The organism is Collimonas sp. OK412 (assembly GCF_900112135.1).
Taxonomy (GTDB): Bacteria; Pseudomonadota; Gammaproteobacteria; order Burkholderiales; family Burkholderiaceae_D; genus Collimonas; species Collimonas rhizosphaerae.
The window spans coordinates 100,687-113,176 of record NZ_FOLC01000001.1 but is presented as its reverse complement, the minus strand read 5'-3'; the positions used below and the strand labels follow the sequence as shown (position 1 = coordinate 113,176).

General features: G+C 61.1%; 13 protein-coding genes. 2 read left to right on the top strand and 11 right to left on the bottom strand.

Features of this window, described 5'->3' with window-relative positions:
• Positions 1 to 39 precede the first annotated feature (39 nt).
• From bamC to htpX, 7 genes are all read right to left on the bottom strand, one after another.
• Entirely contained in the window at positions 40 to 1,218 is a 1,179-nt protein-coding gene (bamC, locus tag BM062_RS00495; protein ID WP_092392006.1) for an outer membrane protein assembly factor BamC, read from the bottom strand.
• Between the two features lie 52 nt (positions 1,219 to 1,270).
• Positions 1,271 to 2,149 carry a 4-hydroxy-tetrahydrodipicolinate synthase gene (gene dapA, locus BM062_RS00490; protein ID WP_092392687.1) on the bottom strand — a complete coding sequence of 293 codons (879 nt, stop codon included), beginning with the start codon at positions 2,147 to 2,149 and terminating at the stop codon, positions 1,271 to 1,273.
• A gap of 129 nt (positions 2,150 to 2,278) precedes the next feature.
• Complete coding sequence (locus BM062_RS00485; protein ID WP_092392004.1) at positions 2,279 to 2,845, bottom strand: class I SAM-dependent methyltransferase; 567 nt, start codon at positions 2,843 to 2,845, stop codon at positions 2,279 to 2,281.
• Positions 2,846 to 2,893: 48 nt separating this feature from the next.
• On the bottom strand, positions 2,894 to 4,096 hold the full coding sequence (locus tag BM062_RS00480; protein WP_092392002.1) for a tryptophan--tRNA ligase: 1,203 nt from the start codon (positions 4,094 to 4,096) through the stop codon (positions 2,894 to 2,896).
• Between the two features lie 35 nt (positions 4,097 to 4,131).
• Positions 4,132 to 4,797: a site-2 protease family protein gene (locus tag BM062_RS00475; RefSeq protein WP_092392000.1), complete on the bottom strand. Its 666-nt coding sequence runs from the start codon at positions 4,795 to 4,797 to the stop codon at positions 4,132 to 4,134.
• Positions 4,798 to 4,981: 184 nt separating this feature from the next.
• Positions 4,982 to 5,605 (bottom strand): L-threonylcarbamoyladenylate synthase, encoded by a 624-nt coding sequence (locus tag BM062_RS00470; RefSeq protein ID WP_092391998.1) that lies wholly within the window; start codon positions 5,603 to 5,605, stop codon positions 4,982 to 4,984.
• Between the two features lie 70 nt (positions 5,606 to 5,675).
• A complete protein-coding gene (gene htpX / locus BM062_RS00465) occupies positions 5,676 to 6,560 on the bottom strand; it encodes a protease HtpX (protein ID WP_092391996.1) in 885 nt (294 codons plus the stop codon).
• Positions 6,561 to 6,729: 169 nt separating this feature from the next.
• On the opposite strand from htpX, the gene BM062_RS00460 reads away from it, so the two are divergent.
• Together BM062_RS00460 and BM062_RS00455 are read left to right on the top strand one after the other, a co-directional pair.
• Complete coding sequence (locus BM062_RS00460) at positions 6,730 to 7,869, top strand: SLC13 family permease (protein WP_092391994.1); 1,140 nt, start codon at positions 6,730 to 6,732, stop codon at positions 7,867 to 7,869.
• Between the two features lie 45 nt (positions 7,870 to 7,914).
• A complete protein-coding gene (locus BM062_RS00455) occupies positions 7,915 to 9,003 on the top strand; it encodes an acyltransferase family protein (protein WP_254784842.1) in 1,089 nt (362 codons plus the stop codon).
• Between the two features lie 20 nt (positions 9,004 to 9,023).
• On the opposite strand, the gene BM062_RS00450 is transcribed toward BM062_RS00455, so the two are convergent.
• The 4 genes from BM062_RS00450 to BM062_RS00435 are packed head-to-tail and all read right to left on the bottom strand — an operon-like array spanning position 9,024 to position 12,489.
• The gene (locus BM062_RS00450; RefSeq protein ID WP_092391990.1) at positions 9,024 to 9,338 is read right to left on the bottom strand and encodes a cytochrome C oxidase subunit IV family protein; all 315 of its coding nucleotides are present in this window, start codon (positions 9,336 to 9,338) and stop codon (positions 9,024 to 9,026) included.
• Positions 9,339 to 9,346: 8 nt separating this feature from the next.
• Positions 9,347 to 10,051, bottom strand: a complete 705-nt coding sequence (locus BM062_RS00445) for a heme-copper oxidase subunit III family protein (RefSeq protein WP_092391988.1) — start codon at positions 10,049 to 10,051, stop codon at positions 9,347 to 9,349.
• 9 nt (positions 10,052 to 10,060) lie between these two features.
• Complete coding sequence (locus BM062_RS00440) at positions 10,061 to 10,726, bottom strand: cytochrome c oxidase subunit 3 family protein (RefSeq protein ID WP_092391986.1); 666 nt, start codon at positions 10,724 to 10,726, stop codon at positions 10,061 to 10,063.
• Entirely contained in the window at positions 10,723 to 12,489 is a 1,767-nt protein-coding gene (locus tag BM062_RS00435) for a cytochrome c oxidase subunit I (RefSeq protein WP_092391984.1), read from the bottom strand. The genes BM062_RS00440 and BM062_RS00435 overlap by 4 nt, the downstream gene beginning before the upstream one ends.
• Between the last annotated feature and the right edge of the window lies 1 nt (position 12,490).

Here is a 12,490-nt window from a genome sequence, read left to right as displayed (position 1 = left end):
GGAAGACAGCCGCATTGCGCGCTACGACTGCGAGTCAGCTTACTTCAGCTGTTCGTTGAGCAAAGCCAGGATCTTGCCGGAAGTCTTCGACAGTTCAGGCTTGCCATCCTTGTCCAGCACGGCGACCTGGCTGCCGGCGTCAGAGCCTTTGACCAGGATGCGGTAGCTGGCGGCATTCTTTGCCTTGTCGCTATCCGAGCTGCTGAACAGCTTGGCGAAGAAACCCTTGTCCGATTTCTTGTCCTTGGCGTCCGCGTCCTGGTCGACGTAACGCACAAAGTACAAGCCTTGCGTGCGGTCGCGGTCTTCCACGGTGAAGCCGACGCGGTCCAGCGCCAGGCCGACACGGCGCCATGCGCGGTCGAAACCTTCATCAACCTGCACGTAATCGCCGGCGGCATTCTTCACCAGCTTGGAACGTGCTTGCAGCGATGGCGCATTGGCGACTGCTGCCTTGGCTTTCACTTCGTCATTACCCAGGCGGCCCATCAGGCGCGACAGGAATTCTGCTTCCAGCTGTGGATCGGGAGCGCGCGCGGTCCAGATGCTCGATTCTTTTTGCGCGCCGGACAGCACTTCTTCCGCGCCGCGGTGGCTGATGTAGATTTCGGTGGTGCCGTTAGGCCCGCGTTCCAGGCGGGTGCGGAACTTGTCGCGTTCGCCGGTCGAATACAGCGAATCGAATACCTTGCCCAGCGTGTTGCGCACGAAATCCTGCGGGATCTTGGCGCGGTTTTCCGCCCAGTCGGTTTCCATCACGCCGGTCGACGGATTTTCGACATTGATCAGGAAACCCGAATCCTGCCAGAAATCCTTGACCTTAGGCCACAGGCTGTCAGGAGTGGCGTTGACCACCAGCCAGCGCTGCGAACCGTCGCGTTCGATGTGCATGTCCGGCGCGGCATTCGGCGCGACTGCCGCGGCAGCTTCGGCGGGGCGCGTCACGCCCTGCTCCAGGTTGTAGCCGGAAGCGGTGGCGGTGCCTGCGTTGGATTCAGGAATCGCATAACGATTCTCGCGCTGCAGCTGGGTCAGGTCAGGCGGGATATCCAGTTTCGGCGCGGTTACCTTGCCTGCGCTTTTGTAATCGATGCGATCCGGCTCAAGCACCGAACTGATCGACGAACATCCTGCCAGACCGGCGAGCGCCAAAGCGATGACAACGCCACGTTGTGTGAGACTGATTTGAGTCGATGAAATGTTCTTGCGAATAGTCATGTGGATACAGGATCAAAAAAACGAGAGAAATGGAAACGCCTGTCAGCGCAGTTTATTGTAATACACCCGATTCACGCAGCGCGGCCCGTACCGTTGCGTGGTACTCGGCAGCCAGCGGCACCAACGGCAGACGGATCCCGTCAGACATCATGCCCATCTCCGTGAGAGCCCATTTCACAGGCAAAGGATTCGGCTCAACAAATAATTTATTATGCAGCGGCAAAAGCTTGTTGTTCAGTTTGACTGCTTCGGCGACATTGCCATCCATTGCCGCCACGCACAGCAGGTGCATGTCGCGCGGAGCGACGTTGGCCGTCACCGAAATATTACCCTTGCCGCCGCAGAACATCAGCGCCATGGCGGTCGCATCATCGCCGGAATAGATGGCGAATTCAGGCGGCGCCAGGCGGATCAGGTCGGAACCGCGGCCGATGTTGCCGGTGGCGTCCTTGACGCCGATGATGCCCGGCACCTGCGCCAGGCGCAGGATGGTCTCGTTGCTCATGTCGGCCACGGTGCGGCCGGGCACGTTGTACAGGATGATAGGCAAGTCGACCGATTCGGCGATCTTCTTGAAGTGCTGGTACATGCCTTCTTGCGTCGGCCGGTTGTAGTAAGGCACCACCTGCAGCGATGCGTCGGCGCCGGCTTCCTTGGCGAAGCGGGTCAACTGGATCGCTTCCGCGGTGGAATTGCCGCCGCTGCCGGCGATGATGGGAATCCGTTTGGCCGCATGGTCGACCGCCAGCTTGATCAAGGCACAGTGCTCTTCCACGGTGACTGTCGGCGATTCTCCGGAAGTGCCGACGATGACGATAGCGTCGGTCCCTTCCGCGATGTGCCAGTCGATCAGCTTGCGCAAACCTGGCAAGTCGAGGCTGCCGTCGGTATGCATGGGAGTAACGATTGCAACAATGCTGCCCTTGATCATGATCGTAAATGCGAAAAAATAAAAGACTGATTGTAGCGGATCACAGTGGCTGTGGGTATTTCCGCTTGTAAAACAGGTTACAAATACAATTGCCATTTGGCAATTTATCCATAAGCTGCGCCGGATTCCTCATGCGATGCGCAAGGCTGAAACGCTGGCCCCGGCTTGCTTGACGGCGCAAATCCGCTGCACCATGGCCGGTTTCGGCCCTGCCAGGTAACCGTCTTCGAAAGCCAGCACGCGCCAGCTGCTTGCGGCATCGGCTGCCAGCAGCGCCAGCAATTCGCCGGGCTGCAGCAGGAAATCGGGGCTGGACGGCTTGCCGAATTGCTCATTACCGGCGGCAAACGTTTCATATAGCAAGACGCCCTGCCTTGCCACGCTGGCCAGTATCAGGGGAAACAAGGGCCGGTGCAGGTAGTTGGTCACCACCACGGCGCTGAAGCGCTGCGGCAGGAACAGCGACGACAGCGGCTCCGAAGGACCGGTTTCCAGATCGATCTGCTGGGTCTGTACGCCCGGCGCCGTTATCTCCGCCAGCAGCTCGGGATTGCGGTCGACCGCCAGCACCTCCAGGCCGCGCTGCGCCAGCCACGCGGCATGACGGCCGTTGCCGCAAGCCAGGTCCAGCACCAGGCCGGCAGGCAGCAGGCCGCCGAAGCGTCTGACCCAGGGAGATACCGGACTTATCGGCACGCTTGCCCGCTTATCGGTTGCATTGATTCAATTTGATGGGATCCGGGCTCAGCTATAGCTCAGGCCCATCGCCTCGCGCACGTCGCGCATCGTGTCCTGCGCCAGCTTGCGCGCGTGATCGCAGCCGTCCGCCACAATCGCCCGCACCAGCGACGGATCGTCCAGGTATTGCTGGGCGCGCTCGTGCATGGGCTCCTGTTCCCGGATGATGGCGTCGATCACCGGCTGCTTGCATTCGAGGCAGCCGATGCCGGCGCTGCGGCAACCTTTGCCCACCCACTGGCGGGTTGCATCGTCGGAATACACCAGGTGGAACTGCCATACCGGACATTTATCGGGATCGCCGGGATCGGTGCGGCGTACGCGCGCCGGATCGGTCGGCATGGTGCGCACCTTCTTGCTGACGACATCCTTGTCTTCGCGCAGGGCGATGGCATTGCCATAACTCTTGGACATTTTCTGCCCATCCAGCCCCGGCAAACGCGACGCTTCGGTCAGCAGCGCCTGCGGCTCAGACAGGATCAGCTTGCGGCTGCCTTCCAGGAAACCGAACAGGCGCTCACGATCGATCATCGACAGGTTCTGGGCGTCGTCCAGCATGGCCTTGGCCTGCCCCAGGGCGTCTTCGCTGCCCCGCTGCTGGAATTCGGTGCGCAGCTCGTTGTAGAGCTTGGCGCGTTTGCTGCCCAGCTTCTTGACGGCTTCCTGGGCTTTCTCTTCAAAGCCCTTTTCCTTGCCGTACAGGTGGTTAAAACGGCGCGCGATTTCGCGCATCATTTCGATGTGCGGCACCTGGTCGTCGCCCACCGGCACCTGGCTGGCGCGGTAAATCAGGACGTCGGCCGCCTGCAGCAGCGGGTAGCCGAGGAAACCGTAGGTCGCCAGGTCGCGGTCGGTCAGTTTTTCCTGCTGGTCCTTGTAGGTCGGCACCCGCTCCAGCCAGCCGAGCGGCGTCGCCATCGACAGCAACAGGTGCAATTCAGCATGCTCCGGCACCTTGGACTGGATGAACAAGGTCGCCTGCGAAGGATCGACGCCTGCCGCCAGCCAGTCGATCAGCATGTCCCAGGTACTGGTTTCGATCATGCTCGGATCGTCGTAGTGCGTGGTCAGCGCATGCCAGTCGGCGACGAAGAACAGGCAAGGCAGTTCGGATTGCAGCCTTACCCAGTTCTTCAGGGCGCCGTGGTAGTGGCCAAGATGCAAGGCGCCTGTGGGGCGCATGCCAGAGACAACACGGTCAGGGTACATAGTCAGTGTGAGCGGTCAGAAAAGAGGGAGCAATTTCAGTTTAACAAGAATAACAGCGGCGACACCAGTAATTGCAGGGCGCCGCTGGCGATCGCCATTACCGGGGTCATCCAGAAATACAAGACTTTCAACAGCACCAGCGCCATCACGATAAAGAAACCATACGGCTCGATCTGGGCAAATTTGTAGGCATATTTATTCGGCAGCAAACTGGTCAGGATGCGGCCGCCGTCCAGCGGCGGCACCGGAAACAGGTTGAAGGCGAACATCACCAGATTGGTCAGGATACCGGCGCGCGCCATCAGGACAAAGAAATCGTGTTCTCCTTGCTGAAGAAACACGTTCAATCCGATCAACATCAACAGCCAGATCAGCGCCATCGCGAAATTCGCCGCCGGCCCCGCCAGCGCCACCCAGGCCATGTCGCGCTTCGGTTTGCGCAGCTGGCCGAAATTGATCGGCACCGGCTTGGCATAACCGAACAGGAAGGCGCCGCCGGTGGAAAAATACAGCAGTATCGGAATCAGGATAGTGCCGAAAGGATCGATGTGCTTGACCGGGTTAAGGCTCATGCGGCCCAGCATGGCGGCGGTCGAATCGCCGAAATACTTGGCGGCGTAAGCATGCGCGGCTTCATGCAGCGTAATGGCGAACAGCACGGGCAAGGCATACACTGCGACGGTTTGGATAAGATCATTCATGGGCGGGATTCTATCAGAGGGGCGTTAAAGCTCGATGCAGCATCTGACAAAAGAACTGTATCGGACTGTATCGCTGGCGGAAAATTACAAAAAGACAAGCAATGCGCATGCGTGGGACTGCCGCCCCGCGGATGGCCGCCCCGCGGATGGCCGCCCCGCGGATGGCCGCCCCACACATGCAGCATTACAAACCAAACAGGCCGGCGTCTCCGCGCCCTTGGCGTATCAGCTCGGGTTCGTCGCTGGTAAGGTCGATGACCGTGGTCGGCTCCAGGCTGCAGGCGCCGCCGTCGATCACCAGCTCGATCTGTTTTTCCAGCTGGTCGCGTACTTCTTCCGGATCGGTCAGCGCCTGTTCCGCGCCCGGCAGGATCAGGGTGGTGCCGATCAGCGGCTGCCCGAGTTCTTCCAGCACGGCGTTGACGATGCTGTGCTCCGGCACGCGCAGGCCGATGGTCTTGCGCGCAGGATGGCTGAGCCTGCGCGGCACTTCCTTGGTCGCTTCGAGAATGAAGGTATAGGCCCCCGGCGTCGCGTTTTTCAACAGGCGGAACTGGCGGTTGTCGACCTTGGCGTACAGCGAGATTTCGCTCAGGTCGCGGCATAGCATGGTCAGGTGGTGCTTGTCATCGACGCCGCGGATGCGCCGCACCCGGTCTACCGCGTCCTTGTTGTCCAGCTGGCAGACCAGCGCATAACAGCAGTCGGTCGGCAAGGCGACGATGCCGCCGGACTGGATGATCTGCACCGCTTGCTTGATCAGGCGCAGCTGCGGATTATCCGGATGAATCTGGAAAAACTGGCTCATGGCTCGCTATTCTGGAAAATGAAAAACGGCGCTGACCGAAGGCCAGCGCCGCCTTGCATGCAAATTAAGATTACAAGGCTGTTGCTTGCGGATCGCGCAGCGCAGCTATGCGTTGTTCGATCGGCGGATGGCTGGAAAACAGCGCCATGAAACCCGGCTTGTCGTTGATGCCCAATGCCGCCATCGATTCCGGCAATGTCGCCGGCTCAACCCCGCCCAGCCGCGCCAGCGCCCTTTGCATCGGCAAGGCGCTGCCCAGCAGCTTGGCGGAGCCGGCGTCGGCGCGGAATTCGCGATGGCGCGAGAACCAGGCGACGATCAGCGATGCGCCTATCCCCAGCACGATCTGCGACACCAGCACCGTGGCCATATAGCCGATGCCAGGGCCGTCGTTATTGCCGCGCGACAAAGCGCGATCGACAGCATAACCGATGACGCGCGACAGGAACACCACAAAGGTGTTGACCACGCCCTGGATCAGGGTCATGGTCACCATGTCGCCGTTGGCGATATGAGCGATTTCATGGCCCAGCACCGCTTCCACTTCTTCCTTGGTCATGCTTTCCAGCAGGCCGGTGGACACCGCGACCAGCGCCGAATTCTTGAAAGCACCGGTGGCAAACGCATTCGGATCGCCCTGGTAGACTGCCACCTCAGGCATGCCGATGCCGGCGCGCTGCGCCAGCTTGGCGACCGTATCCACCAGCCACAGCTCGGTCGAATTGGAAGGCGACGTGATGACGCGCGCGCCGGTCGACCATTTCGCCATCTGCTTGCTGATCAGCAGCGAGAAAATCGAACCGGTGAACCCGACCACCAGCGAAAACACCATCAGCATCGGCAGGTTCAAGCCGCTGCGCGTGAGGAAACGGTCTACGCCCAGCAGCGACAGCACGATGCTCATCACAACCATCACCGCAATATTGGTAGCAAGGAACAAGAAAATACGTTTCATGTAGAAAACTCCGGAATGGGAAGGAAGTGCATTTAAAATAAGGTCGCCGCTGCAAATTTCAAGGGCGCGGGAAGCAATTATGCCAGAGTGCCGGCCTCGTAAAACGCCACGCCCGCATAATATTTTCACAACAAAAACAGCCGATCTGCCCCCATTTCAGAAAACATCCATGCCTGCAATCACCGAGCCGACCACGGCGCCAACTTTCATCCAGCAAATCTGCCTGCCGTTCCTGCGCGATCGATTGATGCATCTGCTGCTGGCCATCGCGATCATCCTCTCCATCCTGTCGCCGCAGCCGCCGGCGGAATACCGCCGCTGGGTCGACTGGAACACCATCGCCACGCTGGCCGGCATGCTGCTGCTGACCACGGGCATCGAAGTCAGCGGCTACCTGGAACACCTGGGACGGACCGTCATCAACCGGCTGCAGCAGGAACGCGTGCTGGCGATCTTCCTGGTGTCGGCATCCGCGCTGCTGTCCACCGTGCTGACCAACGATATCGCGCTGTTCATCATGGTCCCGCTGACCATCGGCCTGGGCAGCATCAGCGGCTTGCCGATTGGCCGCCTGGTGATCTTCGAGGCGCTGGCGGTCAACGCCGGCTCCCTGCTGACGCCGATCGGCAATCCGCAAAACATCCTGCTCTGGCAGCGTTCGCACCTGTCCTTTGCCAGTTTCACCTGGCAGATGGCGCCGCTGGCGCTGGCGGTTTTCCTGCTGTTGCTGCTGACGGCCTGGTTCTGCTTTCCCAAACAAACCATACATGTCGAGCTGGAAGACAATCCGGCTTCCTACCGGGTCGGGCTGCTGCGCATTTGCGGGCTGCTCTACCTGGCGTTCCTGGCCTCGGTGGAACTGGGACACGCGGGCTGGGGCCTGCTTGGCGTGGCGGCCGCGGCGCTGCTGTTTTGCCGGGAGATCATCACCAAAGTCGACTGGAGCCTGATCCTGGTCTTCATCCTGATGTTCATCGATATCCGCCTGCTGACGCAATGGCATCTGATCCAGGACTGGGTGGCGGCGATCCCGCAGTTTTCCCGGCTTGAACTGTTCATGACAGCCCTGCTCGGCTCCCAGGCCATCAGCAACGTGCCGGCGACAATCCTGCTGGTCAATTATTCCGATGCCTACAAGGTGATCGCATACGGCGTCAACGCCGGCGGCTTCGGCCTGGCGACCGGCTCGCTGGCCAACATCATCGCGCTGCGCATGGCGCCCGAACGCCACCTCTGGCTGCGCTTCCACCTGTATTCCTTTCCCTTCCTTGCCATATCGGCCTTGATTGCCTGGCTGCTGCTGCTTTGAACTCTGCTATCTTTGCCGGATAAAAACACTCGGGGACATCATGCCTTGCCCATTACAACGGTTTGCCGCTCCATGACGCGCCGCCTGGCGTCGGTTGATGCATTGCGCGGCTGCACCGTGGCCGCGATGCTGCTGGTTAACGACCCCGGCGACTGGGGCCATGTCTACGCCCCGCTGGAACATTCGGCCTGGCACGGCTGCACCCCGACCGACCTGGTGTTTCCGTTCTTCCTGTTCGTGGTCGGCGTATCGACCGCGCTAGGCATCGAACCGCGCCTGGCGCAAGGCGCCGCGCCATCGGCGCTGGCGCGCGCCGCCATGCTGCGGGCGCTGCGCATCGTGGCCCTGGGCTTGCTGATCAATATGCTGGCCTGGCTCATCATGCCCGGCGCCCACCTGCGCTTGCCGGGCGTGCTGCAGCGCATCGGGCTGTGCTTCGCCGCTACCGCCCTGTGCTCGATCTACACCAGGCCGCGCACGCAATGGAACCTGGTCGCCGCGATCTTGCTCGGCTACTGGGGCTTGCTGGCGCTGGGAGGTTCGCTGGAGCCATGGATCAACCTGGCCAGCCGCAGCGACAGCGCCCTGTTCGGCCATTTCGTCTACCAGGTCGACGCCGCCAGCGGCCGTGGCCATGATCCCGAAGGCTTGCTCGGCACATTGCCGTCGCTGGCGACCAGCCTGCTCGGCTTGTGCGTCGGCCGCTGGCTGCGCGAGGACCGGTTGCAGCGGCTGCTGATCGGGGCGGCCGCAGCGCTGGCGCTAGGTGCGCTGTGGTCGCTGGCGCTGCCGCTCAACAAGAATCTGTGGACTTCATCGTTTGTGCTGTGGTGCGCCGGATGGGCGACGTTGGCGCTGCTGCTGTTCCACTGGCTGGTGGACCAGCGCAACTGGCCGGCACTGGGGCGCCGCTTCGGCCTCAATGCCGTGGCCGCGTATGCCGGTTCGGAGCTGATGCAGATCGTGCTGCCCGGCCTCGGCCAGGAAGCACTGTATCAACGATGGTTCGCCGGCTGGATCACGCCGCTGGCCGGTCCTTACGTTGCCTCGCTGGTGTTCGCGGCGACGTTTGTCGCTGCCTGGTGGCTGATCGTGTATGCGATGGACAGGCAGCGCTGGTATATAAAACTTTGACTCAAACTTTGACTCAAACTTCAGCGAAAGAACGAAAGCCTGGTCAGGAAAGTGTAGTCGGCTTCGGTCGCCATCAGCCCCACCAGCACCAGCAGGCACAGCGGCGGTATCAGGATGGCGAACACCAGCGCCAGGCGCTCCCAGGCCATGTGCATGAAGAAGGCGACGATCAGTCCCGCCTTCATCAGCATCAGGGCCAGGATCAGGGTCCAGCGCAGGTAGCTGTGGAAATTGAAGTAGTCGACCAGATAGGAAAGCGTGCTGAGCACGAACAGCAGGCCCCATATCTTCAGGTACAGGCTGATCGGATGTTGTTGTCCTGTGGCGGAAGTCATGAGCGCACCTACCAAAGATAGAACAAGGCAAAAATGAAAACCCAGACCAGGTCGACGAAGTGCCAGTAGAGGCCGGCGATTTCGACGATCTGGTAATTCCCGCCGGTCTTGCCGACTGCGTCATAACGGCCGCGCAGCAGGCGCACCGCCACCGTAATCAGGTAGATCACGCCGGCGGTAACGTGCAAGCCGTGGAAACCGGTGATCATGAAAAAAGTCGAACCGAATTGCGCCGCGCCCATCGGGTTGCCCCAGGGCCGCACTCCTTCCTGCAAAATCAGCTTGCTCCATTCGAACACCTGCATGCTGACGAAACACACGCCGAATCCGGCAGTGACGAACATCAGGATGGCTGCGCGCACGCGCTCGCGGCGATAGGCGAAATTGACCGCCATCGCCATGGTGCCGCTGCTGCTGATCAAAACGAAAGTCATGATCGCGATCAGCAGCAAGGGCACTTCGACGCCGCCGATATTGAGACTGAACACCAGGCTCGGATTCGGCCAGGGAACGGTGTTGGCCATGCGCACCGTCATGTAGCCGGTCAGGAAACAGCTGAAGATGAAGGTGTCCGACAGCAGGAAAATCCACATCATGGCTTTGCCCCACGACACATGGAATGCCTGCTGGTCCGACGACCAGTCCGCCACCAGCTGCCGCCAGCGTCCGGTGGCCGGCGCTGCTGCAGGCGATGGTGCAGTTGTCGTGTTCATATGTCCTCCTTAGCGCGTACCGCAGACCATCCGCACCAGCTCCGGCGTCAGCCAGCCCAATGCAGCAAACAGCAACACCCACAGCGCCAGCAAGAAATGCCAGTAACGCGCGCACAAGCGGATGCGCCGGGCCAGGCGGCTGGCATCCTGGCGCCAGGCGCCATGCGCGGCCATGCCCCAGCCGACCAGCCCGCCCGCGACGTGCAAGCCATGCATGGCTGTCAGCAGATAAAAGAAACTGGCGGCCGGGTTGCCGCTGGCCGTCACATGGATGGCCAGCAGCGCTTGCCATCCCCATAGCTGCACGCCGAGGAAAGCGAAACCGCACACGCCGGCCGCCGCCAGCAAGGAACGGGCGCGTCGCAGATGAAGCGTGCCGGCCGCCGTTGCCGCCAGCTGCAACAGCACGCTGGCAAGCAGCAGCAAGCCGCTGCTCAGCCAGAGCTGCCAAGGCATCGCCAGCGGCGACCAGTCGCCGGCATCCATCCGCATGCCATAGGCTGCAAGGAAAAGCAGGAACAGCGATGTGGCGACCCCGATGAATACCCACAAGGCTGCGCTGACAGCCGCATCGTGCAAGTCAGGCGGCATGCCCTCGCCGCCAAAGCCATAACGCACGTAGCCGGCAGCCGGCGGTTTCAGGATGGCGGCCGAATTTGAATCGAGCGTCCTCATGCGTAGGTCTCCTTGACCACCAGCGACTCGGCGTCGCCGGCTACCGGCGGCACGTTTTGCGCGATGAAATCTTCCTTGGCGCCGGGCACGCTATAGGTATAAGCGCCGCGATACACCACCGGCAGCTGCTCGCCCCAGTTGCCATGGGCGGGCGGCGTCTCAGGCGTCTGCCACTCCAGCGATGCAGCCCGCCATGGATTCGCCGCAGCCGGCTTGCCGCGGAACACGCTCCAGACCAGGTTGAAGATGAAAACCAGTTGCGCCGTCGCCACGGTCAGCGCCACCACGCTGATGAAGGCGTTGAGCGCGTGGGCCGAATCGGGGATGAATTTATAGCCGTCGAAGGCGTAATAGCGGCGCGGCATGCCGAGGATGCCCAGGTAATGCATGGGGAAAAAGATGGCGTAAGTGCCGAGAAACGTGGCCCAGAAATGGATTTTTCCCAGCACTTCGTTAAGCATGCGGCCGCTTACCTTCGGATACCAGTGATAGATCCCGCCAAACACCACCAGCAATGGCGCCACACCCATCACCATATGGAAATGCGCCACCACGAAATAGGTATTGGACAAAGGAATATCGACGCTGACGTTGCCCAGGAACAGCCCGGTCAGGCCGCCGATCAGGAAAGTGCTGATGAAAGCCAGCGCAAACAGCATCGGCACCGACAGGTGGATATCGCCGTTCCACAAGGTCAGCACCCAGTTATAGACCTTGATGGCGGTAGGCACCGCAATGATCAGCGTGGTGGTGGCGAAGAAGAATCCGAAATACGGATTCATGCCGCTGACGAACATATGGTGCGCCCACACCACTACGCTCAGCACCCCGATCGCCAGGATCGCCCACACCATGGTGCGGTAGCCGAAGATGCTTTTGCGCGCGTGTACGCTGATCAGGTCCGACACGATGCCGAACGCCGGCAAGGCAACGATATATACCTCGGGATGGCCGAAAAACCAGAACAGGTGCTGGAACAGCAAAGGGCTGCCGCCCTTGTAGCCGCTGACCTGCCCCATCGACACCAGCGCGGGCATGAAGAAGCTGGTGCCCAGCGTGCGGTCCAGCAGCATCATGATGCCGCTCACGAACAGCGCGGGGAAAGCCAGCAGCGCCAGGATGGTGGCGACAAAAATCCCCCACACCGTGAGCGGCATGCGCAGCAGCGTCATGCCGCGGGTACGCGCCTGCAGCACGGTAGTGACGTAGTTCAGGCCGCCCATGGTGGCGGCGACGATGAAAATCAGCAGCGACACCAGCATCAGGATGATGCCCCACTCGTAACCCGGCGTGCCCGGCAAGATCGCCTGCGGCGGGTAAAGCGTCCAGCCGGCGCCGGTCGGCCCGCCCGGCACGAAAAAACTCGCCATCAGCACGATCACGGAGAGCAGGTAAACCCAGAAACTCAGCATGTTCAGGTAAGGAAAAACCATGTCGCGCGCGCCCACCATCAATGGAATCAGGTAGTTGCCGAAACCGCCGAGGAACAGCGCGGTAAGCAGGTAGATCACCATGATCATGCCGTGCATGGTCATGAACTGGTAATAATGCGGCGCATCGATGAAAGCAAACTTGCCGGGGAAACCCAGCTGCAGGCGCATCAGGTTGGACAGCCCGACCCCCACCAGGCCGGCCAGGATGGCGACGCTGGCGTACTGGACCGCAATCACCTTGTGGTCCTGGCTCCAGACGTATTTCCGGAAGAAGCCTTGGGGGCCATGATCATGTTGCGCATGCTCTGCGTTGTGCTCGGTGTATGCCATG

Bases quoted from the DNA above. Each gene is read 5' to 3' on its own strand.
- BM062_RS00460 (WP_092391994.1), top strand. From the start codon at position 6,730: ATGCCTGCAATCACCGAGCCGACCACGGCGCCAACTTTCATCCAGCAA.
- bamC (WP_092392006.1), bottom strand. From the start codon at position 1,218: ATGACTATTCGCAAGAACATTTCATCGACTCAAATCAGTCTCACACAA.
- BM062_RS00445 (WP_092391988.1), bottom strand. From the start codon at position 10,051: ATGAACACGACAACTGCACCATCGCCTGCAGCAGCGCCGGCCACCGGA.
- BM062_RS00475 (WP_092392000.1), bottom strand. From the start codon at position 4,797: ATGAATGATCTTATCCAAACCGTCGCAGTGTATGCCTTGCCCGTGCTG.
- htpX (WP_092391996.1), bottom strand. From the start codon at position 6,560: ATGAAACGTATTTTCTTGTTCCTTGCTACCAATATTGCGGTGATGGTT.
- dapA (WP_092392687.1), bottom strand. From the start codon at position 2,149: ATGATCAAGGGCAGCATTGTTGCAATCGTTACTCCCATGCATACCGAC.
- BM062_RS00470 (WP_092391998.1), bottom strand. From the start codon at position 5,605: ATGAGCCAGTTTTTCCAGATTCATCCGGATAATCCGCAGCTGCGCCTG.
- BM062_RS00450 (WP_092391990.1), bottom strand. From the start codon at position 9,338: ATGACTTCCGCCACAGGACAACAACATCCGATCAGCCTGTACCTGAAG.
- BM062_RS00435 (WP_092391984.1), bottom strand. From the start codon at position 12,489: ATGGCATACACCGAGCACAACGCAGAGCATGCGCAACATGATCATGGC.
- BM062_RS00480 (WP_092392002.1), bottom strand. From the start codon at position 4,096: ATGTACCCTGACCGTGTTGTCTCTGGCATGCGCCCCACAGGCGCCTTG.
- BM062_RS00440 (WP_092391986.1), bottom strand. From the start codon at position 10,726: ATGAGGACGCTCGATTCAAATTCGGCCGCCATCCTGAAACCGCCGGCT.